The organism is Alkalithermobacter paradoxus (genome assembly GCA_002029295.1).
Lineage (GTDB): Bacteria > Bacillota > Clostridia > Peptostreptococcales > Peptostreptococcaceae > Alkalithermobacter > Alkalithermobacter paradoxus.
The window spans coordinates 452,372-476,104 of record MZGW01000001.1 but is presented as its reverse complement, the minus strand read 5'-3'; the positions used below and the strand labels follow the sequence as shown (position 1 = coordinate 476,104).

The following is a 23,733-nucleotide window of genomic DNA, read 5'->3' as shown; positions in this document are numbered from 1 at the left end:
GAACGGTCCTTATTTCTAATCGTTAAAGTCTTGAGCAGTATAGTGAGAGTTTTTTCTGTTATGTTTTAGTTTAGAGTCCAAATCATTAAAATTTACACTAAGTTCTTTCCCAGCTTCTAAATGAGCTTTTTGAAAAGGTATTCTAGGGTTAGTAGCTCTAGATTTTGTTGGAGTTTTATTTTTCTTAGTCACATTAATTCCTCCTTTAATTCTTTAATTATTTACTAGTTTAACCTAGATGATAAGTACATATTAGGAATTAGATGAAAAACAATACAAAATCTAGAAGTTACGTAATGTTTTTAGTTGTCTATTTTTCTTATTGTATCTATATAAAGTATTGGAACTGCATGAGTGTGATCACCGTGTACTTCATCTACTACTCCAACTTTGCCAGTTACCTCGATCCAGTCTAATACATCAAATTCATTTATTTGAGGGTTGTTAGGATCAAGAATGATGTTAAATGCAAGGTCCTCACCAGTAGCTAAGGTCTGTATAACGCCTATAGAGTATTCATCATATGTTTTGAACAACTGTCCTTGTAGAGTTGCCATTTTCCCTTCGTAATTATCTAAATTTATATACATATCCATTATTTTAAGTGCAGTTTCATTGTCAACTTTATTGTTCACGCTATTGTATAAATTCTCATCACTATGATTACAACTCTCAGTACATGTATGATTATCGTTATTATAGTCATTAAAAACATAAAGTGAAGTTGTAAATAACATTCCCACTAATAAAATAATTGAAATAATCATCTTATTTTTCTTTATAATTTCCAAAATTATCACCCCATATAAATATTTCATGTATTTATTATACATTGTTTATAGTTATAATCAAATTATTTTATAAAAGTGTGGAATTTTTTTTAAACATAGTATATACTGGTAAGGGGTATAAGGAATATTTGTTTTATTTCAGAGAAAGGGTGAATGAGTTATGAAAAAACATGTGTTAAATATCGAGGGAATGACGTGTGTATCCTGTGCTAAAGGGATTGAAAGAGAAATAAAAAAATTTAAAGAAGTATCAAGTGTTAATATTAACTTTGCTACAGAAAAGTTAAGTATTGAGTATGATGAATCTAAAATAGATATCAAAGATATAAAGGACACAATAATAAAATTAGGATATAAAGTAAATGAATATGAAAAAAAGGAAGTTAGCATACCAATACAGGGAATGACGTGTGCATCTTGTGCAAGAGGTATAGAAGCAGAGATTAAAAAAATGGATGGGGTAGACAGTGTTAATGTAAATTTTGCGACAGAGAAAGCTACTGTAACTTACGATGTAAATAAAGTGAGGGCTTCTCAGATAAAACAGGCGATATTAAAGTTAGGATATAAACCTTTAGATATTGAAAAATCTAGCGACTTTGATAGAGATAAACAAATAAAAGAAAAAGAGATAAAGATGTTCTGGTATAAATTTATTGTATCGATAATATTTACAGCTCCATTATTTTATATAGCTATGGGACCAATGATACCAGGCATAAACATACCAATACCTTATTTGCTAGATCCTATGAATTATCCACTAAATAATGCTATTGCTCAAATTATTCTTACTACACCAGTTGTAATAGCTGGATATAAATTTTATACAGTTGGATTTAAAGCTATAATAAGGAAAAGTCCTAATATGGATTCGTTAATTGCAATTGGAACATTGGCAGCTATTATTTATAGTTCGTATTCGACATATAGAATTTCAACCGGAGATTTTATGTATGTTCATTATTTATACTTTGAAACAGCTGCTATGATTGTAACTCTTGTACTTTTAGGTAAGGCGCTTGAGGCAGTTTCTAAAGGAAAAACATCAGAAGCTATGAAAAAACTTATGGGATTGGCACCTAAGACTGCTATAATTATACAAAATGGTCAAGAAATTGAGATGTCAATAGAAGAAGTAGAAGTAGGAGATATAATTTTAGTTAAACCAGGTGAAAAAATACCAGTAGATGGAGAAGTGGTAGAGGGAAGTACGACTATAGATGAATCTATGCTTACAGGAGAAAGTATACCTGTTGAAAAAAATGTTGGAGATAAAGTAATCGGAGCAAGTATAAACAAACATGGATCAATTAAGTTTAGAGCAACAAAGGTTGGAGCAGATACTGCATTATCTCAAATTATTAAATTAGTTGAAGATGCTCAAGGATCTAAGGCTCCTATAGCACAGTTAGGAGATATAGTGTCGAGTTACTTTGTTCCTGTTGTATTTGCTATTGCAGTTATAGCAGGAATAGGTTGGTATTTAAGTGGTGAAAGTTTAGTATTTTCTCTTAAAATATTTATATCGGTGCTGGTGATAGCATGCCCTTGTGCATTGGGTCTTGCCACTCCAACAGCGATAATGGTAGGAACAGGCAAAGGGGCAGAGTATGGAGTTTTAATTAAAGGTGGAGAGGCTCTTGAAATCGCACATAAAATACAAACAATAGTATTTGATAAGACGGGAACAATAACAGAGGGTAGACCACAGGTTACAGATATAATAACGATAGACCCTACTGAGAGTAAAAAAGTATTGCAAATTGCAGCGTCTGCAGAAAAAGGTTCAGAACATCCATTAGGAGAAGCAATAGTAAGATTTGCTAATGAAAATAATATAGAGCTTTTGAGTGTGAGTAATTTCATAGCTATACCAGGACATGGTATAGAAGCATATATAAATGAAAAAAATGTTCTCTTAGGTAATCGTAAACTTATGCTAGATAAAAAAATAGATCTTGCTGTGATGGAAAGTGAATCTGATAGATTAGCTTCTGAAGGAAAAACACCGATGTATATTGCAATAGATGGCAATTTATTAGGTATCATAGCAGTAGCTGATGTAGTAAAGGAAAGTAGTAAAAAAGCCATACAAAGGCTTAAAGATATGGGTATTGAGATTGCTATGATAACAGGTGATAATAAAAGAACTGCTCAAGCTATAGCAAAGCAAGTTGGAATAGATAGAGTTTTAGCAGAAGTTCTACCTGAAGATAAGGCAAATGAAGTTAAGAAACTTCAAGAAGAAGGGAAGAAGGTAGCTATGGTTGGAGATGGAATTAACGATGCGCCAGCTTTAGCACAAGCTCAAGTAGGGATTGCTATAGGATCAGGAACTGATGTTGCAATGGAATCCGCAGATATCGTTCTTATGAGAAGTGACCTTATGGATGTTGCTACTGCTATACAATTAAGTAAGAGTACGATAACTAATATTAAGCAAAATTTATTCTGGGCATTTGCGTATAATGTTGCTGGCATACCATTAGCTGCAGGAGTATTATATGCTTTTGGGGGACCGCAGTTAAATCCTATGTTTGCTGCAGCTGCTATGTCTTTAAGTTCAGTATCGGTACTAGCTAATGCGTTAAGATTGAAGAAGTTCAAGCCTTATAAATAGAAAAAAGGAAGGGTTATATATGAAAATAAAGAGGATGATATCATTTATTTTGGTAAGCACAGTTGTATTAGTATTATCAGCATGCCAAGACACAGATGTAATAGGGAATTTTGCTATAAAGTCATTTGAAGAACTAATCAATTTCAGTGATCAGAATGTGTATTTTGATGAGCAAAGAAATCAATGGGTATTACAATCACCAGGTAAGGAAAAATTTATTTGGAGCAAAGATTTTAGTAAGAATACATTTGATATAGGATTTGAGATTGATGCTACCCCTTTTATTAATGCAGGTCTTGATACATTAAAGCTTCCAAGAGAAAAGTATATATATAATAAGGATAAGGGGACTATAATAATAGTATCTGATTTAGGAGATAATAAATTTGAATATAGTGAAGATTCTACAGCTAAAAATTCATTTAAACAGATTATTCGTTCTCACAGGAAATTAATAGGATACCATGAAGAAATGGATCATTTTGGAATAAACTTGGGTGATGGAAATAAATTTGAATGGGCTAAAGATATAAGTAATAATGACAAAGATATAGTATTTATACTTAATCCGCATGATTTTATAAGTGCTGGGGTTGATTCAGAAAGATTAGATGGATGGAAATTAGTACAACGTGCTGATATACATGGTGGAGAAGAAAAAGATAAATTTGTAAAACCATTTGATTTAAACTAACAAACTAAAAGCCTTAGAATTCTAAGGCTTTTAGTTGTAATATAAGGAGGACTATTTTGAGAAACATTAAATATGTATCTACAGTTATAAATACTATAGCTTCCATCATACTGAGCTTAATAATAATCATTATGTCTGTTAAGCTCACTTTAGCGTTCAAACCATTGTATTATTTTGATATTGATTATTTGAATATCGAAGAAGATTCAGGAATGACTAAAGAAGAAATTAAAGTTAATTATGATTATACAATAAATTATTTAATGGGTAGGGAAAATGAAGAATTTAACCTTCCAACACTTCCTTCTTCGAAATATGGAAAAATACACTTCAAGGAAGTTAGGGATATATTTAAAACTTTAGATGTAGTACTTATAGTAACATCTATTGCAGCTGGACTAATTATTTATATAAGTACTAAAAATAATCAGTATATATACATATTGTATGCAGCTAGAATCTTGTTTACGGCACCGCTAATATTAATGAGCGCATTTATTTTAGATTTTGATACGAGTTTTACTGTGTTTCATGAAATATTTTTTGATAATACTTATTGGCAATTCGATCCTAATACTGATCCTATAATAAATATGTTACCTCAAGAATTCTTTTACCATTCAGCTCTGTTGATTCTAACAATAATATTATTATTTAGTTTTGTATTAAAGCTTTTATATATCAAGGTAACTAAAGTTATCAAATCATTATCTTAAGGCTATGAATATGATTTCTAGAATTGGCAAACAATAATTGTAACAATTCAAGGAGGTATTAAAATTTATGATGCAACTAAGTCAAAAAGAAAGAATGATGCTAGAAGATCAAAAAAGTCATGAAGAAATGTGTATACAAAAGTATACTGAGTATGCAAATAAAGCTCAAGACCCACAATTAAAGCAACTATTTACTTATCATGCAGATCAAGAAAGACAACATTTAAATACTATAAATCAAATTCTATCTGGACAAATTCCTAATATGCAACAACAAAGTGCTCAAAGTAATGCACCAATTGTATTTGATCAATCTCCAAGTTATAATCCAGAAGATATTAAATTCTGCAAAGACTTGTTAATGACTGAGAAATATGTTTCGTCTGGGTATAACACTACTATTTTTGAATGTACTGATACAAACATCAGAAAAGCTTTAAATCATATACAAAAAGAAGAACAAGAGCATGGAGAGCATATATTTAATTATATGAAGAGTAAAAATGCATATCCCGTACAATAGAGCCTCATGGCTCTTGCTTTACGAATTACAATTCCTAGTAGAAAATACTACTAATAAAATATGGCTGCTTTAATGCAACCATATTAATAAAATTACTTTTGATTTTTATTCTTATTTCTTTTAGAAACAGGTCTACTTGTATTTTGACTTACAGATCCTGTTTGACTTGGATGTTCATTAGGATGCAAATTTAACTCTTCTGCAAATTCAAGTTTAGTATTCGGAGTCGATCTACCATTTTTATTATGTCTATTGTTCTTATTATTTTTGTTAGGCATTTGAAATCCTCCTTAATGTGAGATTCAATATTAATTTAACCAAATTAATAAAATATTATTTAAATAAGTTGTAAATATATATAAAGTGGTATAAATTATTATATATAACAATCATCAAGGAGAGATTTAATGAGATTAAATAAATATATTGCACTATGTGGAATAACCTCTAGAAGAAAAGCTGATGAGTTGATAGTAAATGCAAAGGTTAAAGTAAATGGAAAAATAGTCAACGAAGTAGGTACAAATATAGATGAAAACAATGATATAGTTGAAGTTGAAGGAAAAAAAATAAATCTAGAGCAAAAGAAAATATATATATTATTAAATAAACCTGAAGGTTACGTTACTACTGTTAAAGATCAGTTTAACAGAAAAAATGTAGTAGATTTAATAGGTTCAGTACGCGAGAGAATATACCCTGTAGGAAGGTTAGATTATGATACCTCTGGTCTTCTGATTCTTACTAATGATGGAGAGCTTACATTTAAATTGACACATCCAAAACATGAGATTCCTAAAACATACATAGCTAAAATAAAGGGGCACCCTGACAAATTAAGTATAGATAGATTTCAAAAAGGTATAAAAATAGATAACTATATTACATCACCTGCTAAGTTTAAAGTGTTAGAGTATGGAAAAGACTTTTCTAAAGTTGAAATAACAATACACGAGGGAAAGAATAGACAAGTAAGAAAAATGTGTCAGGCAATAGGCCACCCTGTCTTGACTTTAAAAAGAATCTCAATGGGAAATATTACTCTTTCAAATCTTAAAAAAGGAGAATGGAGATATTTATCTAGCAAGGAGATAAGCTATCTAAAATCTTTATAGGGAGTTGAAAAAATGCTGAAAATAACAAGAATTAATAAAGAAGATAAGAGTGTAGTGGAAAGTATATTAAATAGAGAGTTAGATACACAATCACTACATAATTTGCTAGCTATATATGATGATAAAAATATACTAGGATGCGCAAGTTACAAAACGGAAGATGGAATTGCATATCTTAAGGATTTTATTGTATTAGACAAAACTAGTGAAGGTATTCTAAAGGATGGATTAATAAAATCTTTACTAAATTTAGCTGACTTAAATGGGATAAAACTATTTTTAATTAAGAAAGACATTAATGAGAAATTCTTTAAAAAAATAGGCTTTATGGATTTATCCGAGAGAGAATTCATAGTAAGTGAGAATCTTAAAGATGAAGAATATATATACGCTATTTTACCAGATTTTTTCAATACTGCCTGCCATAGTAAGAAAAGAAGTTGATAGTTTATTGATATATGTAGTATAATCAAATAGAATATTCTTAGGACAACGTTTTACAAAACAAAGGAGGTATTCCTATGGGTAAAGTTAAAATAACAGAAACTATATTGAGAGATGCACATCAATCATTAATAGCAACTAGACTAAAGACTGATGAAATGTTACCTATAGCACAAAAACTTGATTCTGTTGGATATAATGCACTTGAAGTTTGGGGTGGAGCTACATTTGATGCTTGCTTAAGATTTTTAAATGAAAATCCTTGGGAAAGGCTTAGAAAGTTAAGAAAAGAAATAAAAAATACTAAACTTCAGATGCTTCTAAGAGGCCAGAATCTATTAGGGTACAAACACTATCCAGATGATATAGTTGAAGAATTCATCAAAAAGTCTATACATAATGGAATAGATATAATTAGAGTATTTGATGCTTTAAATGATATAAGAAATCTCGAAACATCTATAAATACTATCAAAAAAGAAAAAGCTCATTGCCAAGCTACTATTTCATATACAACAAGTCCTGTACATAACATACCTTATTACATAAAGTTAGCAAAAGATATGGAAAGTTTAGGGGTAGACTCTATATGCATAAAAGATATGGCAGGAGTTATAACTCCGTTTGATGCTTATGAACTTGTATCAAGCTTAAAGAAAGAAATAAAAGTTCCTCTTGAATTACACACTCACTATACAAGTGGTGTAGCTTCAATGACATTGCTAAAAGCTATAGAAGCAGGTGTAGATATAGTAGATACCGCTATATCACCGTTTGCTCTTGGCACATCTCAACCACCAACTGAGCCTATTGTTGCTAGTTTAAAAGGAACACAGTACGATACTGGATTAGACTTGACTTTATTAAGTGAGATAGCTGAATATTTTAAAGATATAAAGGAAAAATACATAAAAGAAGGTATTTTAGATTATAAAGTTATGGCAATAGATCCAAAAGCTCTAATTTATCAGGTTCCTGGAGGTATGCTATCTAACTTGTTGTCTCAACTTAGAGCTCAAAATGCAGAAGATAAATATGAAGAAGTATTAAGAGAGGTTCCGAAAGTAAGAGAAGATTTAGGATATCCTCCTTTAGTAACTCCTCTTAGTCAGATGGTAGGAACTCAAGCTGTGTTTAATGTAATACTAGGAGAAAGATATAAAATGGTTCCTAAAGAAATAAAAGATTACGTTAAGGGTCTGTATGGTAAGCCTCCTGTACCTATAAAGGAAGAAATTAAAAATAAAATAATAGGTGATGAGGAAGTTATAACTCAAAGACCTGCGGATTTATTACAGCCTCAATTTGAAATGTTTAAAAAAGAGATAAATGAGTTTTATGAATCTGACGAAGATGTATTGTCTTATGCTTTATTCCCTCAGGTAGCAAAGAAGTATTTCGAAGATAGATGGGCTAGCCAATTTAGAATAGAATCATCTGTTTATGATGAAGCTCAGAAAACTCATCCAGTATAAAAAGTCTCCCGTTTTATCTCAAAAATAATATTCTTAACTTAATGAAAGTATATGGTTATGAACAACTAGCCATATACTTTCCTATTAATTACAAAAAGGTGATGATATATGAACATACTAATAACTAATGACGATGGAGTGTATGCTGACGGAATCTTTGAACTAGCTAATAAAGTTAAAGCTATAGCTAACGTATATGTAGTTGCACCGGATTCAGAAAAAAGTGCAATAGGTCATGCTATAACTATACACAATCCTTTAATGGTAAAGAAAGTGAATTTCAGAAATACAGATATAGATGCTTATGCTGTAAGTGGAACTCCAGCTGATTGTGTAAAACTAGGAATCGAAGCTATATTGGAAGATATCCATATAGATTTAGTTTTAAGTGGAATAAACAACGGACCAAATTTAGGTACAGATGTTATATATTCTGGAACAGTCTCTGGTGCAATGGAAGGATTAGTTCAAAACAAGCCTTCTATAGCTATATCTTATGATGGTAAAAATATATCTTCAAAAGAGTATGAAAAAGGTGCTGAGTATGTAGTACAGTTTATAGACAAAATTAAGGATAATTTAACAATGCTAGATGATACTATGATTAATATTAATATACCAGATATTAGAGATACTAAAATAAATGGATTTAAAGTAACACAGTTAGGCATAAGAAGGTATGAGAATACTTTCGAGAAAAGAATTGACCCGAGAGGAAATATATACTATTGGCTTGGGGGAAAAACTGTAGAATTAGAACAAGATGAAAATAGCGATGTTACAGCTATAAAGAATGGTTTTATAGCTATTACTCCTCTAAAATATGACTTAACTCATTATGACAGAATAGGCAGAATAATGAAGGAAATACAACCTCTAGACATCTAGAGGTTGTATTTTTTGAAGTGAAAATTTCAAATGAAATTTATGCCAGAATTTGTGAAACTTTAATTGCAAAAACCTTTTCCTTCTGATATTATATATTTGAAAGTACTATTTGTTTATAAAGGAAGGGAGAGGGTTTTTTTTGAAGAAAAATCTTATAATCAAACCTGAATGGTGTAAAGGATGTAAAATATGTGTAGAGTTTTGTCCTAAAAACGTTCTCGATATAAAGGAAGATAAGATATACATAGCAGATATCGAAAAGTGTATAGCATGTGGACTGTGTGAGCTTAGATGCCCAGATTTTGCTATATACGTAGAAAATGAAGAAAAGTAATTAAGGGGGTAAATATATGGCTAATACTATCAAGTTATTACAAGGGAATGAGGCTTGTGTTGAAGGAGCTATTTATGCTGGGATGAGATTTTATGCAGGTTATCCTATAACCCCTTCAACTGAAATTGCTGAGGTTTCAGCTGTTTTGCTGCCTAGAGTTGGCGGAAAATTCATACAAATGGAAGATGAAATAGCTGGTATGGCTACTGCTATAGGTGGATCTTTAGCAGGATTAAAATCTATGACTGCTACAAGCGGGCCAGGATTTTCATTAAAATTAGAGAACTTAGGTTATGCATGTATGACAGAAATACCGGTTGTTGTGGTTAATGTTCAAAGAAGTGGCCCAAGTACAGGACTTCCAACAGCTCCTGCTCAAGGTGATGTTATGCAAGCTAAATGGGGTACTCAAGGAGATCATCCTGTTATAGCTTTATCACCAATTTCTGTTAGAGATACTTTTGACATGACAGTTAAGGCTTTCAATTTTGCAGAGAAGTACAGAATGCCAGTTATTATATTATTAGATGAAGTAATAGGTCATATGAGAGAAAAGATAGAAATACCTCAAGAAGGAGAACTTGAAGTAATAGATAGAAAAAAACCAACCTGCCCTCCAGAAGAATATAAAGCTTATGAGTATACTGAAGATTTAGTCCCACCTATGGCTAACTTTGGTGAAGGGTATAGATATAACGTTACAGGACTTTTCCATGATGAAACAGGGTTCCCTACTAACAGTACTAAAGAAGCTGAAAGACAGTTAGATAGACTTATGAAGAAAATTTCTAACAATATAGATGATATAGTAATTTATGAAGAATACCTTTTAGAAGATGCAGATGTTATGTTTGTTACTTATGGTTGTATGGCTAGATCAACTAAAGAAGCTGTTAACTTATTAAGGGAGCAAGGAATAAAAGCAGGTATGTTTATAGCTAAGACTATTTGGCCGTTCCCTGAGAAACAGATAAAACAATTAAGTGAAAAAATTAACAATATATTCGTAACAGAAATGAATCTTGGACAAATCGTTCTAGAAGTTGAGAGGGTTGCAGTTAAAGACGCAAAAGTACATGGTATAAATAAGGCAAATGGAGAATACATTACTCCAGAAGAAATAATAGAGAAAGTTAAGGGGGTATTATAGTGTCTAGTAGAGTTATACAAAAAACTTTTAGAACTGAGAGATTACCTCATATATGGTGTCCGGGATGTGGACATGGGGTATTAATGAGATCAATTTCTGTTGCTATAGATGAATTAGGTTTAGATAAAGATAAGGTTTGTATAGTTTCTGGAATAGGATGCTCATCAAGAGCTGCTGGATATATGGACTTTAATACTTTACATACTACTCACGGAAGAGCACTTGCTTTCGCAACTGGATTAAAACTTGCAAACCCTGAACTACACGTAATTGTAATATCTGGGGATGGAGATGCTACTGCAATTGGGGGAAATCATCTAATACATGCAGCAAGAAGAAATATAGATATAACTACAATAATATTTAACAACAACATATATGGAATGACTGGAGGACAGTATTCTCCAGCAACTCCAACAGGTGATAAAGCTACAACTGCACCTTATGGAAACATAGATAAGCCATTTGATATTTGTAACCTAGGAGCAGCTTCTGGAGCTACATATGTTGCTAGATCAACTGCTTATCATGCTAAACAAATGATAGACTATGTTAAAAAAGGTATAAGCCATAAAGGGTTCTCTTTGATTGAGGGAGTTAGTATATGTCCTACTTACTATGGAAGAAAAAATAAAAAAGGAAACGCAGTAAACATAATGAACGAATTAAAGGATAGCTTCATAGATATTAAACTTAAAGATAAGCTCCCAGAAGAAAAAATAAAGGGAAAACTATTCATTGGGGAGTTTAAAAACGTAATAGAACCTGAATATACAGAAGAATATCAAAAAATTATCGATAGATTTAAAAAGGGGAGATAGTTATGAAAAAGGAGTTAAGGCTAAGTGGTTCGGGTGGACAAGGGTTAATACTTGCAGGAATAATATTAGCTGAAGCTGCTATTAGGTCGAATATGAATGCAGTGCAAACTCAATCTTATGGACCTGAAGCAAGAGGTGGGGCTAGTAAAGCTGAAGTTATAATAAGTGAAAACGAAATTAACTATCCAAAAGTTAGAAAGCCAGATATACTATTATGTCTTACTCAGAAGTCTTTCCAGGAATATTCGAAAGATTTAAGAGAAGATGGTATATTAATAGTTGACTCATCTGTAAAAATAGATTACAATACTGTAACAGGAAAAATTTATAACATTCCGATAATTGAAACTGCAGTTAACAAAGTAGGCAAAGCTATGGTTGCAAATATAGTGGCACTTGGTGCTATAGGCGAGGTTATGGGGATAGTTTCTCAAGAGCAACTTACTGCTGCAGTACTCGAAAGGGTTCCTGAAGGAACAGAAGACCTTAATACATTAGCTTTAAAAGAAGGAGCTCTTCTAATTAAAGAGTATGCTAGATAATATGTAGGTTAGGTCTATCCAAGTAAGAAGGAGTTTTATTTGATGATAGAAAAGAAAAGTGATTTGATAGTGACTATACAGCAAAAATTCTCCCAACTGAGTAAAGGACAAAAGCTTATTGCTCAGTTCATACTAGACAATTATGATAAAGCTGCTTTTATGACAGCATGTAAATTAGGTGAAACAGTTGGAGTTAGCGAATCTACAGTAGTTAGATTCGCTAATGCGTTAGGATTTGATGGATATCCTAAGCTTCAAAGGGCACTTCAAGAACTTATCAAAACAAAATTAACAACTGTCCAAAGGGTTGAAATGGCAAAAGAATACTCTAGTGATTGGGCAATTCTCAAAAAAGTTTTGAAATCTGATATTGACAATATCAGAGGCACATTAGACGAAGTGAATGTTGAATCTTTTGAAAATCTTATCAATAAGACTCTTAACGCTAAAAAAATATATATTGTAGGACTTAGAAGTTCTACTGCAATAGCTGAATATCTTGGCTTTTATCTTAACTTAATACTAGATAATGTTCAAGTGGTTAGCTATGGAATAAGTGATGTATTCGAGCAAATACTTAATGTTAATAAAGACGATTTAGTTATTGGAATAAGTTTTCCTAGATATTCTAAGAGAACATTAGAACTTTTTAAATATGCTAAAGAACAAGGAGCTACATTAGTCTCTTTAACTGATAGTGTATTATCCCCTATCGCTGCGTTATGTGATGATAGCATTATAATTAAGAGCAATATGGCTTCATTTGTAGATTCTTTAGTAGCACCTTTAAGTTTTGCTAATGCACTAATAGTAGCTGTAGGTATGAGAAGGAAAGATGAGATCAAAAAATATTTTGATAAGCTAGAATACATATGGAAAGAATATAACATCTACGATGAGAAATAGGAAAATTCCTATTTCTTTTTTCTTTATAATAATTAAATAGGAGGGTATATATGAACACTTTTTTTATAGTAAGACATGGAGAAACACAGTGGAATATAGAAGGAAAAACTCAAGGGCATGGAGATTCAAAACTAACAGAAGAAGGAAAAAGACAGGCGGAAAATATCGCAAAAAGATTATCAAAATACGATATAGATTTTATTTATAGCAGTGATTTAGGGAGAACAAAAGAAACATCTGCGATAATATCTAACATTCTTAGTAAGGATGTTAACTATTTAGAATCTCTAAGAGAAATAAATTTTGGTAAATGGGAAGGTTTGACTATTGATGAGATAAAAAAAACTTATACTGATGTTTATAGAATTTGGAGAAATGAACCTCACAAGGCTATTATACCTGATGGTGAAAATTTAGTTGCTTTAAAAGAAAGAATCTATAAACAAGTTATAAACCTTAACAAAAATCATACAAATTCGAATATATTGCTGATATCTCACGGTATGACAATAAAAGTATTACTTTTAAGCTTATTAGGTTCTGATTTAAGTAATCTTTATAGAATAAAACAAGATAATACTGCATTGAATATTGTTCAATTCAAAGAATATGGACCTGTAATCGTAAAACTTAATGATACTAATCATCTAAATTACTAATAATATTACTAGAATAAATATTTTAAATCTGATATAATACTGCGAGATGGTGATAATATGATAACATTAGCTATAAGAGGAGCTACTACAGTTAAAGAAAATACTAAGGAAGAGATCTTAGCGGAAACGGAAATATTACTTAAGGAAATACTAGATTTAAATCAAATTGACGAAAGAGATATAATAAGTATAATTTTCACAATGACAAGTGATTTAGATGCTGTATACCCTTCAGAAGTTGCTAGGAGAAATATGGGAATGGTAAATACTCCAATGTTAAATTTTGAAGAGAAATACGTTAAAGAAAGTATGGAAAAATGCATAAGGATATTAATGTACATTAACTCAAACAAGAGAAAAGATGATATTGTACATGTATATTTAAATGAAGCTAAAATATTGAGACCAGATTTACTATCAAGGAGTGGAAAAATATGAAAAAAGTAGTTATAGCAATAGATGGACCAGCTGGTGCAGGAAAAAGTACTGTAGCTAAAATTATATCTCAGAAGCTCAATATCAATTATATAGATAGTGGTGCTATGTATAGAGCAATAACTTACAAAGTGTTACAGAAAAAAATAGATATTACTGACGAAAATAAAATAATCGAAATCTCAAGAAATTCAGATATAGATTTCGAAGATAACAATATATACCTAGATGGAAAAATTGTTAATGAAGAAATCAGAGACTTATCAGTTTCAAGCCTTGTTTCGAATATAGCCCAGATAAAAGAGGTAAGAGAAGTTATGGTATCTCTTCAAAGAAAAATGGGAGAAAAGTATTCAGTAATAATGGATGGTAGGGATATAGGATCATACGTTTTTCCTAATGCAGATTATAAATTCTTTTTAACTGCAAGTGTAAAGGAAAGGGCGTACAGAAGATATATAGAACTCAAAAGCAAAGGATATGAAGTAACTATAGATGAGATAATCAAGGACATAGAAAATAGAGATAAGATAGATTCGCAAAGAGAATTTGCACCACTTATCAAAGCTGATGATGCAATTGAAATAAACACTAGTGGTAAATCTATAGATGATGTAGTTTCTAAAATACTTGAGTATATAAAGTAAGGGGGAGTTTATTTGACTTTTTATGAAATTACAAGAGGAATACTAAGTCCTATACTTAAAATACTATACAGAATAGAAGTTAGAGGAGTTGAAAAAGTTCCTTTAGATGAACCATTAATATTTGCATCAAATCATAAAAGCTTACTTGACCCTGTATTCATAGGAATTTATATGCCAAGAAAAGTTTCGTACATGGCAAAGAAAGAACTGTTTAGTAATAAAATTTTTGGATATATATTGAAGAAGCTAGGTGTATTTCCAGTAGATAGATCTAAAACTGATGTGTCTACTATTAAAATAGCTCTAAAGATATTGAGAAGTAATGGTACTTTAGGTATTTTCCCAGAAGGCACTAGGAGTAAACAAAAAGAATTAGGAAAAGCTAAAGCAGGAACTGCTATGCTTGCAATTAAAGGAAAATCTAAAATAGTACCTGTATCAATAATTTCTAACTATAAATTATTTAACAAAACTATAATTAATATAAATGATCCATTAAGTTTAGAAGAGTATTATGAAAATAAACTTAGTTCTTCAGATTATGAAAGATTGAGTCAGAAAGTATTAGATATAATAGCTGATGATATAAATAAATTCTAAAATGGAGGAATAATGTTGGAAATTAAAATAGCTAAATATGCAGGATTTTGCTTTGGTGTTGAAAGAGCCATGGATAGAGCCTGGAAAGCCCTTGAAAATAATTCAAAAATATATTCACTTGGTCCACTTATTCATAATTCACAGGCTGTAAAGAAGTATGAGGAGAAGGGCCTTCAGATAATTGATGATTTAGGCACAGTAGGTAAAGGGGATACAGTTATAATACGATCTCACGGGGTGCCTTTAGATGTATACATAGAAGCAGAGAAAAAAGAAGTAAATATTATAGATCTTACCTGTCCATACGTAAAAAAAATACAAAATATAGCAAGTAAATATTACAATGAAGGATACAAAATAATAATAATAGGCGATCCTAATCATCCAGAAGTTATAGGAATTAATGGTTGGTGCAATAATGACGGTATAATTGTAAAGAAAATAGAGGATTTAGACAAAGTTTCTAGAAATAATAAGTATTGTGTTGTAGCACAAACTACTATGAATTTACAGGTTTATGATCAAATATGTAACAAACTAAAAGATATTATTGCAGATACTGTCTTTTTTAATACTATATGTTCTGCAACGAAAGAAAGGCAAGAAGCTGCTATGGAAATATCTAAAACAGTTGATGCTATGATAGTAATAGGAGGGGTTCATAGTTCTAACACTCAAAAACTAGTTCAAATATGTAGTCAGTTCTGCAAAACATACGCTATTGAAACTATTGAAGATTTAGACTTGCAAGAAATTGCGAAATGCTCAAATGTGGGAATAACTGCTGGTGCATCAACTCCAGATTGGGTAATTGATAATGTAATTGACAAAATCAAAAGCTTGTAACTGAATATTAAGGGGTTCAAACATCATTTAAAACAGGGGAGTAGTTGTTAATGCTTGGATACGAATATTTCAAAGAGAAAATATATAAAAAGACAGGTATCAATTTGTCTTTATATAAAGAAAAGCAAATGAAAAGAAGGCTTGAATCTTTAGCTGCTAGAAATGGATTCAATAATTTTGAAGACTACTTTAAGCACATTGACGTAAACAAGGACTTATTTAATGAATTTATAAACTATATGACTATAAACGTATCAGAGTTTTATAGAAATCCAGAACAATGGAAAGTATTGGAAGATCATATAATTCCAAATTTGATTAAAAACAATACAAACTTAAAAGTTTGGAGTGCGGCCTGTTCTACAGGAGAAGAACCATATTCATTAGCTATGCTTTTAAGTAAGTTTATGCCTTTAAATAAAATAAATATTTTAGCAACTGATATAGATAAAGAAGTTATGAATAAAGCTAGAAGTGGCATATACACCCAGAAAAGTTTAAAAAATTTACCAAATGAATTTATCATTAAGTTCTTTGATAAGCTTAATGATAGTACTTACGCTATTAAAGATGATATAAAAAATAGAGTTACCTTCAAACACCAAAATCTACTAGAAGACCCGTTTACAGACAATTGCGACTTGATTGTATGTAGGAATGTGATGATATATTTTACAGAAGAAGCTAAGGCAGTAATTTATGAGAAATTTAGCAAATCTCTAAAAAAAGAAGGAGTTTTATTTGTAGGAAGTACAGAACAAATAATAATGCCTCACAAATATAATTTGAAGCCTGTAAAAACTTTTTTTTATGGGCGAGTGCAATGACAAAAAAGGTTGTGGAATTATCAGTTCCATAACCTTTTTTTGTTGTAAGCATTAATCATAATATGATATAATCATATTATATGATATTAGTACCAGGTATAAAGAGGAGGAATAAATTATGAATTCAAAGGATATAAAAGATTTAATTTTGACACTAGATAAGACTAATATAAACAAACTTGAGATACAAAATGACAACTTTAAAATCTACATAGAAAAAGGTGTATATTCATCACAAAACAATCCTTATGAAAATATTACTACTGAAGTGATTAAAAATGAAGAAACAGCACAGGTTATTGAAGAAACTGTAAGATCTACAGATGAAAACATTTATATTATAAAAGCACCTTTAATGGGAACTTTTTATAAAGCACCTTCACCAGATTCACAGCCTTATGTTAGTGTAGGATCGAAGGTAAGTAAAGGAGATACTTTATGTATTTTAGAGGCTATGAAGCTTATGAATGAAATAGAAAGCGATGTAGATGGAGAGATAATAAGTATACTTGTGGAGAATGAAGATTTAGTTGAATATAATCAACCTTTATTTGAAATACGTTTAAACAAGTAATCAAAGGAGATGTTTATATGATTAAAAAAATACTTATTGCAAATAGAGGAGAAATAGCAGTAAGAATTATAAGAACGTGTAAAGAAATGGGTATAAAAACCGTAGCAATATATTCTGAAATAGATAAAGAGTCCCTTCATACATATATGGCAGATGAATCTATATGCATTGGGCCTAATAATATAGGGAAAAGTTATAATAACATAGACAATATTATATATCTAGCACTAAAGACTAAGTGTGATGCAATACATCCGGGTTTTGGATTTTTATCAGAGAATTCAACTTTTGCTAAAAAGTGTAAAGAAAATAACATAATATTTATAGGACCAGATTATGAACATATAGAAAAAATGGGAGACAAGTCAAGAGCAAGAGAAAGTATGATAAAAGCAGGTGTACCTGTTGTACCTGGTTCTGAAGGAGTTGTTAAGAATATAGATAATGCTATAGAAATAGCACAAGAAATAGGATATCCTGTGCTTATAAAAGCATCTAGTGGTGGCGGCGGAAAGGGTATGAGAATAGCTCATACAAAAGAAGAACTCATATCAAATTTTGATATAGCTAAATCAGAAGCTTTATCAGCATTTGGAAATGGTGATATGTATTTAGAGAAATATATCGAAAACCCAAGACATATAGAAGTTCAAGTTTTTGGAGATAACTTTGGAAATGTAATTCATTTAGGTGGAAGAGACTGCTCTATGCAAAGAAGAAATCAGAAAGTTATAGAAGAGAGCCTGACTGATTATCTTGACTGCGAAACTAAAAATAAATTATATAATGCTGCAGTAAAAGGTGCAAAATCAGTAGGGTACATCGGTGCAGGAACTGTTGAATTTATAGTTGATAAGGATAAAAATTTTTATTTTATAGAAATGAATACAAGAATACAAGTTGAGCACCCTGTAACTGAAATGATAACAGGAATTGACTTAATAGGTCTTCAAATATCAATAGCTTCTGGTGAGAAGATAAACTATACACAAGATGATATCAAATTTAGTGGCCATTCAATCGAATGTAGAATCAATGCAGAAGATGCATATAACAATTTTAAACCTTCTCCTGGAAAAATAACTTATATTCATACACCTGGAGGAATGGGAGTTAGATGGGATAGCTTTGTATATAGTGGATATACAATTCCTCCAATATATGATTCTATGATAGGAAAGCTTATAGTATGGGGCAAAAATAGAAATGATGCTATAAATAGAATGAATAGAGCTTTAGATGAATTGACTGTGGAAGGGGTAATAACAAACAAGGAATTCCAAAAATCTCTCATTGAGAGTGATGCCTTTATTAACGATACCCATTATACAAAATTTATAGAGAATGAATATATTCAAACTCATACAACTTAAAATCATATTTACTATTTAAATTACCTAGAGGTGATATATTTTGATAAAAAAGCTGCTTAATAAAAATAAAGAATATGCAAGTGTAAGTGTTAGCACTAATTTTTCAAGCAAAAATCTAGATGAAAAGTTCTGGATAGTATGCCCTGATTGCAATAAAGACATATTCAAGAAGGATGTAGAGGAAAACTTAAATGTATGCCCAAAATGTAACTATCACTTCAAAATGCCAGCTAGAGAAAGAATAAGTCTTTTAATAGATGAAGCTACATTTGTTGAGTTAGATGCAAAACTAAGTGCAAGAAATATATTAGATTTTCCTCAATATGATGAAAAATTGAACTCGTACATTGATAAAACAAAAGAAAACGAAGCTGTAATAACAGGTACAGGTAAGCTTAATGGTATAGACGTGGTTATTTGTGTTATGAATTCAGATTTTATGATGGGTAGTATGGGTGCGACTGTAGGTGAAAAAATAACTAGAGCTATTGAGTATTCATTAGAAAACAAATTCCCTCTAATAATTATTTCTTCATCTGGCGGTGCAAGAATGCAAGAAGGAATAGTTTCTCTTATGCAAATGGCTAAAACTTCTCAAGAATTGAGTAGATTAGCTAAAAATAGTATACCATATATCTCAATACTTACAGATCCAACTACAGGTGGAGTAACAGCTAGCTTTGCAATGCTTGGAGATATAATAATAGCAGAACCTAAGGCTCTCATTGGCTTTGCTGGTCCAAGAGTCATACAGCAAACTATAAAACAAAATCTTCCAGAAGGGTTCCAAAGGTCAGAGTTCTTACTAGAGCAAGGATTTGTAGATATTATCGTTAGTAGACAAGATATGAAGAATACATTGTATAGAATATTTAAAATGCATAATTATTAAAAGGGGGGCTCGAAAATGAATACGAATTTACAAATAGATAAGCCCATTTTAGAGCTAGAAAATAAAATTGAAGAATTTAAGAAGTTATCAAAAGAAAGCAATATAGATTTATCTGCGGAAATTAAAATCCTAAGCATGAAATTAGAAAATCTTAAAACGGATATATATGAAAACCTCACTCCATGGCAAAAAGTTAGTTTAAGTAGGAGCAACGATAGACCTACAACTCAGGATTATATTGAACATATTTGCTCTGATTTTATAGAGCTGCATGGTGATAGATTATTTAAAGATGATAAGTCTATAATAGGTGGAATAGGATTAATAGATGGTATTCCTGTTACTATTATAGGGCATCAAAAAGGAAAAACAGTCAAAGAAAATATAAAGAGGAATTTTGGAATGCCCCATCCTGAAGGATACAGAAAAGCTTTGAGACTTATGAAAGAAGCTGATAAATTTGATAGACCTATAATAACATTCATAGATACACCTGGAGCATATTGTGGAATAGGAGCAGAGGAAAGAGGTCAAGGAGAAGCTATAGCTAGAAATCTTTTAGAAATGAGTTCCTTAAAGGTACCTGTAATATCTATAGTCATAGGAGAAGGTGGAAGTGGTGGAGCCTTAGCTTTAGGGGTATGTAATAAACTTGCTATGTTAGAGCACTCTATCTACTCTGTTATATCTCCTGAGGGATTATCTAGTATTTTGTGGAAAGATGCTTCTAAATCTAGTGAAGCCGCTAATATAATGAAGCTTACTAGTAAAGATTTATATGAACTTAATATAGTGGATAAGATTATAAAGGAACCTTTAGGTGGAGCACAAAAAGATATTGGGCTTGTATCAAAAAATATAAAGGAATATGTTATAAGCGAAATCACTAACTATAAAAAGCTAAGTAACGATGAAATCATCTTAGATAGGTACGAAAAATTTAGAAAAATTGGATATTAACATAAAATAAAAAAGGATTTTAATTAAAGATGTAGAATATATAGTTTAAATCCATTATTTAGTTGTAGAAAAAAATATTAAAGGGGGCTTATTTAAGATGGAGGTACTAAAAGTTTCAACAAAATCTAATCCAAACTCTGTTGCTGGTGCTTTAGCAGGGGTTTTAAGAGAAAAAGGATCAGCTGAAATACAGGCAATAGGTGCAGGTGCTCTTAATCAAGCTGTTAAGGCAGTTGCAATCGCTAGAGGATTTGTTGCACCAAGTGGAATGGATTTGATATGCATTCCAGCTTTCACAGATGTAGAAATTGATGGTGAAGAAAGAACTGCTATCAAACTTATTGTTGAGCCAAGATAAACTAATATTAAATACAAATATAAACACTTGTTGAATACGAAAAAAGCAGCCATATATGGCTGCTTTTTATTGTTTATTATAATATAATATCTTATAGTATATGTATTGAAAGGTGGTTGATTATGGATAATAAGGTGAAAGGTATAATTTTAATTATCTTTTCTGCTTTATGCTTTGCACTGATGGCTGCTATGGTAAAACTTTCAGGCGACATACCTTTATTTGAGAAAGTTTTCTTTAGGAACCTAATAAGTCTTTTTATAGCATTTTGGATAGCTAAAAAAGAGAATGTAAGCTTATTTGGAAGTAAAAAAAATCAATTATTTCTTATGGGTAGATCTATATTTGGCCTTTTAGGAGTAGTGCTTCATTTTTATGCAATAAACAACTTGCTATTGGCAGATGCATCTATTTTAAATAAGCTATCCCCATTTTTCGTAACTATATTCGCTTTTGTGTTCTTGAAGGAAAAGCTTAGTTTTGTACAAATACCTGCATTTGTAATGGTTATAATAGGTGCAATGTTGATAATAAAACCTAAGTTTGAACTTACAATTATACCAGCAACTGCAGGTTTTTTATCTGCTATATTCGCAGCAGCGGCATATATATTACTTAGAGTATTAAGAGATAAAGAGGAATATTCTACTATTGTTTTTTATTTTTCTTTAGTGTCTGTTTTAGCTATGCTTCCATTAACTGTTATTAATTATAAACACCCAACACCTATGCAATTTGTGTATTTAATGGGAACGGGAATATTTGCAGCTCTCGCTCAGTTTAGTATAACTTTAGCATATAAATATGCTGAAGCATCTGAAATAGCCATATATGATTATACCAATATTATTTTTGCATCTGTAGTTGGATTTATTATTTGGAAAGAGGTTCCAGATGTTTTTAGCTTATTTGGGGGAGCCTTAATTATTATTGCAGGATGTATGGTTTTCATATATAATAAAGTCAAAAAAAGTAATAATAGGGAGGTTCCTCTAAAATGAATGAACTTGTTAAACAATATAATTCTCTGAATAACAAAGAAAAAATTGAATTTATTAAAGAAATAATTCCTTCTGTAGAAACTCTAATGAAAGAAAATAAAGAGGAATTAATGAAAGAATTTTACCCAGTAATTAATGCATTATTAGAAGGATATGGAATAACTATGCAAGAAGTTATGCTAATGCTTCAGATGTTTAGTAATAAATAATAAAAACGAGCATATGCTCGTTTTTATTATTTATTAAGATTGATGTAAGTTTCAAGTCCTTTTTTGAGAACTTCCATAGCTTTAGTTAAATCATCTTCATTTAGTATATATGCAAGTCTAACTTCATCTTTGCCAAGACCTGGAGTAGAGTAGAACCCTTCAGCTGGAGCCATCATTACAGTTTCTCCATTTAAATCGAAATCTCTAAGCATCCATATAACGAAATCTTCAGCATTTTCAACTGGTAATTTAGCAACTACATAAAATGCACCTTTAGGCTCTTTACATACAACTCCATCTATTTCAGAAAGCTTTTTATATACTATATCTCTTCTTTTTTTGTATTCTTGGTTAACTTCTTCAAAATAAGATTCATCAGTTTTATAAAGTTCTACAGCTCCCACTTGCTCTAATGTAGGAACACATAATCTTCCTTGACATAATTTTAATATTTGATTCATAAGCTCTTTATTTTTAGATGCTATAGATCCTATTCTAGCACCACAAGCACTATAACGCTTTGATACACTATCAACTATAATAACTCTATCTTCTACATCTTTTACATTTCCAAAGCTTGTATACTCTAATCCATCATATACGAATTCTCTATACACTTCGTCTGCAATTATAAACAGATTATGTTCCTTAGCTATAGAAGCAACCATTTCTATTTCTTCTTTTGTATAAACTACTCCTGTTGGATTTCCAGGGTTTGATAACATAATTCCTCTTGTTCTAGGAGTGATAACGTTTTCAATTTCGCTCTTAGAAGGTAAGTGGAATCCATCTTCAGCTTTTGTCGTTATAGGAAGTATGTTTACATCAACAGCTGATGCAAATCCATTGTAGTTTGTATAAAATGGTTCTGGAGCTATAATTTCATCACCAGCATCAGCGATAGCTATTATAGCAAACATTAAAGCCTCACTACCACCATTTGTTATAAGAATTTCATCTTTATCAAAGTCCATATTATAGTTTTTGTAGTAATCACGGATTGCATCTATAAGTTCTGGCATTCCTTGAGAGAATGAATATTCTAATACTTCCTCATTGAAATTCTTTACAGCATCAAAAAACGATTGAGGAGTTTTTATATCTGGCTGACCTATGTTTAGATGGTAAACCTTTTTTCCTTCTGATTTCGCTTTAGTTGCATAAGGAACAAGCTTTCTAATAGGAGAAGCTTGCATAGTTGTTATTCTTCTTGAGAATTTCATATAACAGACCCCCTTGAGTATGTAATTATTTACCTTTCCATTAAATAATAACATAAAAGTTTAAAAAAATCACCTAATAAACCAAACAAAATTTAATAAAAAAACTT

30 protein-coding genes are annotated in these 23,733 nt (G+C 30.8%); 26 read left to right on the top strand and 4 right to left on the bottom strand.

Translation table 11 applies throughout. The features are described 5' to 3' along the window. Positions 1-15: 15 nt before the first annotated feature. Together CLOTH_RS10555 and CLOTH_RS02505 are read right to left on the bottom strand one after the other, a co-directional pair. Positions 16-192 (bottom strand): hypothetical protein, encoded by a 177-nt coding sequence (locus CLOTH_RS10555; RefSeq protein ID WP_158080446.1) that lies wholly within the window; start codon positions 190-192, stop codon positions 16-18. Between the two features lie 110 nt (positions 193-302). Beyond that, the gene (locus tag CLOTH_RS02505; RefSeq protein ID WP_079410891.1) at positions 303-791 is read right to left on the bottom strand and encodes a hypothetical protein; all 489 of its coding nucleotides are present in this window, start codon (positions 789-791) and stop codon (positions 303-305) included. 160 nt (positions 792-951) lie between these two features. Between CLOTH_RS02505 and CLOTH_RS02500 the strand changes: the two genes are divergently transcribed. The 4 genes from CLOTH_RS02500 (at position 952) to CLOTH_RS02485 (ending at position 5,347) form a co-directional block, all read left to right on the top strand. Next, complete coding sequence (locus CLOTH_RS02500) at positions 952-3,414, top strand: heavy metal translocating P-type ATPase (protein ID WP_079410889.1); 2,463 nt, start codon at positions 952-954, stop codon at positions 3,412-3,414. A 19-nt stretch (positions 3,415-3,433) separates the two neighbouring features. Then, a complete protein-coding gene (locus CLOTH_RS02495; protein WP_079410887.1) occupies positions 3,434-4,108 on the top strand; it encodes a hypothetical protein in 675 nt (224 codons plus the stop codon). A gap of 56 nt (positions 4,109-4,164) precedes the next feature. After that, positions 4,165-4,824, top strand: a complete 660-nt coding sequence (locus CLOTH_RS02490; RefSeq protein WP_143715401.1) for a TIGR01906 family membrane protein — start codon at positions 4,165-4,167, stop codon at positions 4,822-4,824. A 67-nt stretch (positions 4,825-4,891) separates the two neighbouring features. Then, complete coding sequence (locus CLOTH_RS02485; protein ID WP_331721967.1) at positions 4,892-5,347, top strand: ferritin-like domain-containing protein; 456 nt, start codon at positions 4,892-4,894, stop codon at positions 5,345-5,347. Positions 5,348-5,439: 92 nt separating this feature from the next. Here the strand turns inward: CLOTH_RS02485 and CLOTH_RS02480 are convergent, their stop codons facing one another. Next, positions 5,440-5,625, bottom strand: coding sequence for a hypothetical protein (locus CLOTH_RS02480; protein ID WP_079410885.1), 186 nt, complete (start codon positions 5,623-5,625; stop codon positions 5,440-5,442). Between the two features lie 129 nt (positions 5,626-5,754). Between CLOTH_RS02480 and CLOTH_RS02475 the strand changes: the two genes are divergently transcribed. The 22 genes from CLOTH_RS02475 (at position 5,755) to CLOTH_RS02370 (ending at position 22,403) form a co-directional block, all read left to right on the top strand. Continuing rightward, complete coding sequence (locus tag CLOTH_RS02475) at positions 5,755-6,462, top strand: pseudouridine synthase (protein WP_079410883.1); 708 nt, start codon at positions 5,755-5,757, stop codon at positions 6,460-6,462. A 12-nt stretch (positions 6,463-6,474) separates the two neighbouring features. Beyond that, complete coding sequence (locus CLOTH_RS02470) at positions 6,475-6,906, top strand: GNAT family N-acetyltransferase (RefSeq protein ID WP_079410881.1); 432 nt, start codon at positions 6,475-6,477, stop codon at positions 6,904-6,906. Between the two features lie 77 nt (positions 6,907-6,983). After that, a complete protein-coding gene (locus tag CLOTH_RS02465) occupies positions 6,984-8,381 on the top strand; it encodes an oxaloacetate decarboxylase subunit alpha (protein WP_079410879.1) in 1,398 nt (465 codons plus the stop codon). 108 nt (positions 8,382-8,489) lie between these two features. Next, positions 8,490-9,269, top strand: a complete 780-nt coding sequence (gene surE / locus CLOTH_RS02460) for a 5'/3'-nucleotidase SurE (protein ID WP_079410877.1) — start codon at positions 8,490-8,492, stop codon at positions 9,267-9,269. A 139-nt stretch (positions 9,270-9,408) separates the two neighbouring features. Beyond that, positions 9,409-9,603, top strand: coding sequence for a 4Fe-4S dicluster domain-containing protein (locus CLOTH_RS02455; RefSeq protein WP_079410876.1), 195 nt, complete (start codon positions 9,409-9,411; stop codon positions 9,601-9,603). A gap of 16 nt (positions 9,604-9,619) precedes the next feature. Then, positions 9,620-10,753, top strand: coding sequence for a 2-oxoacid:acceptor oxidoreductase subunit alpha (locus CLOTH_RS02450; protein ID WP_079410874.1), 1,134 nt, complete (start codon positions 9,620-9,622; stop codon positions 10,751-10,753). After that, positions 10,753-11,574, top strand: coding sequence for a 2-oxoacid:ferredoxin oxidoreductase subunit beta (locus CLOTH_RS02445; RefSeq protein ID WP_079410873.1), 822 nt, complete (start codon positions 10,753-10,755; stop codon positions 11,572-11,574). Before CLOTH_RS02450 ends, CLOTH_RS02445 begins: the two co-directional genes overlap by 1 nt. Before the next feature lie 2 nt (positions 11,575-11,576). Next, complete coding sequence (locus CLOTH_RS02440) at positions 11,577-12,116, top strand: 2-oxoacid:acceptor oxidoreductase family protein (protein ID WP_079410871.1); 540 nt, start codon at positions 11,577-11,579, stop codon at positions 12,114-12,116. A 42-nt stretch (positions 12,117-12,158) separates the two neighbouring features. Continuing rightward, complete coding sequence (locus CLOTH_RS02435; RefSeq protein ID WP_079410869.1) at positions 12,159-13,022, top strand: MurR/RpiR family transcriptional regulator; 864 nt, start codon at positions 12,159-12,161, stop codon at positions 13,020-13,022. A gap of 50 nt (positions 13,023-13,072) precedes the next feature. Then, on the top strand, positions 13,073-13,681 hold the full coding sequence (locus tag CLOTH_RS02430; RefSeq protein ID WP_079410867.1) for a histidine phosphatase family protein: 609 nt from the start codon (positions 13,073-13,075) through the stop codon (positions 13,679-13,681). A gap of 57 nt (positions 13,682-13,738) precedes the next feature. Beyond that, positions 13,739-14,119: a chorismate mutase gene (gene aroH / locus CLOTH_RS02425; RefSeq protein ID WP_079410865.1), complete on the top strand. Its 381-nt coding sequence runs from the start codon at positions 13,739-13,741 to the stop codon at positions 14,117-14,119. Then, a complete protein-coding gene (gene cmk / locus CLOTH_RS02420) occupies positions 14,116-14,763 on the top strand; it encodes a (d)CMP kinase (RefSeq protein WP_079410863.1) in 648 nt (215 codons plus the stop codon). Before aroH ends, cmk begins: the two co-directional genes overlap by 4 nt. 12 nt (positions 14,764-14,775) lie before the next feature. Then, entirely contained in the window at positions 14,776-15,363 is a 588-nt protein-coding gene (locus CLOTH_RS02415) for a lysophospholipid acyltransferase family protein (protein ID WP_079410861.1), read from the top strand. Positions 15,364-15,378: 15 nt separating this feature from the next. After that, positions 15,379-16,209 (top strand): 4-hydroxy-3-methylbut-2-enyl diphosphate reductase, encoded by an 831-nt coding sequence (locus CLOTH_RS02410; protein WP_143715400.1) that lies wholly within the window; start codon positions 15,379-15,381, stop codon positions 16,207-16,209. A gap of 50 nt (positions 16,210-16,259) precedes the next feature. After that, positions 16,260-17,036: a CheR family methyltransferase gene (locus CLOTH_RS02405; protein WP_079410856.1), complete on the top strand. Its 777-nt coding sequence runs from the start codon at positions 16,260-16,262 to the stop codon at positions 17,034-17,036. A 118-nt stretch (positions 17,037-17,154) separates the two neighbouring features. After that, positions 17,155-17,610 (top strand): acetyl-CoA carboxylase biotin carboxyl carrier protein, encoded by a 456-nt coding sequence (gene accB, locus CLOTH_RS02400; RefSeq protein WP_079410854.1) that lies wholly within the window; start codon positions 17,155-17,157, stop codon positions 17,608-17,610. A gap of 17 nt (positions 17,611-17,627) precedes the next feature. Further along, a complete protein-coding gene (accC, locus tag CLOTH_RS02395; protein WP_079410852.1) occupies positions 17,628-18,983 on the top strand; it encodes an acetyl-CoA carboxylase biotin carboxylase subunit in 1,356 nt (451 codons plus the stop codon). A gap of 40 nt (positions 18,984-19,023) precedes the next feature. After that, on the top strand, positions 19,024-19,875 hold the full coding sequence (accD, locus tag CLOTH_RS02390) for an acetyl-CoA carboxylase, carboxyltransferase subunit beta (protein ID WP_079410850.1): 852 nt from the start codon (positions 19,024-19,026) through the stop codon (positions 19,873-19,875). 15 nt (positions 19,876-19,890) lie between these two features. Next, a complete protein-coding gene (locus tag CLOTH_RS02385; RefSeq protein WP_079410848.1) occupies positions 19,891-20,835 on the top strand; it encodes an acetyl-CoA carboxylase carboxyltransferase subunit alpha in 945 nt (314 codons plus the stop codon). Positions 20,836-20,932: 97 nt separating this feature from the next. Continuing rightward, positions 20,933-21,193: a stage V sporulation protein S gene (locus tag CLOTH_RS02380; protein WP_066069777.1), complete on the top strand. Its 261-nt coding sequence runs from the start codon at positions 20,933-20,935 to the stop codon at positions 21,191-21,193. A gap of 122 nt (positions 21,194-21,315) precedes the next feature. Next, the gene (locus tag CLOTH_RS02375; RefSeq protein WP_079410846.1) at positions 21,316-22,194 is read left to right on the top strand and encodes a DMT family transporter; all 879 of its coding nucleotides are present in this window, start codon (positions 21,316-21,318) and stop codon (positions 22,192-22,194) included. After that, positions 22,191-22,403, top strand: coding sequence for a hypothetical protein (locus tag CLOTH_RS02370; protein WP_079410844.1), 213 nt, complete (start codon positions 22,191-22,193; stop codon positions 22,401-22,403). The genes CLOTH_RS02375 and CLOTH_RS02370 overlap by 4 nt, the downstream gene beginning before the upstream one ends. 26 nt (positions 22,404-22,429) lie before the next feature. On the opposite strand, the gene CLOTH_RS02365 is transcribed toward CLOTH_RS02370, so the two are convergent. Beyond that, entirely contained in the window at positions 22,430-23,626 is a 1,197-nt protein-coding gene (locus CLOTH_RS02365) for a pyridoxal phosphate-dependent aminotransferase (RefSeq protein WP_079410842.1), read from the bottom strand. Between the last annotated feature and the right edge of the window lie 107 nt (positions 23,627-23,733).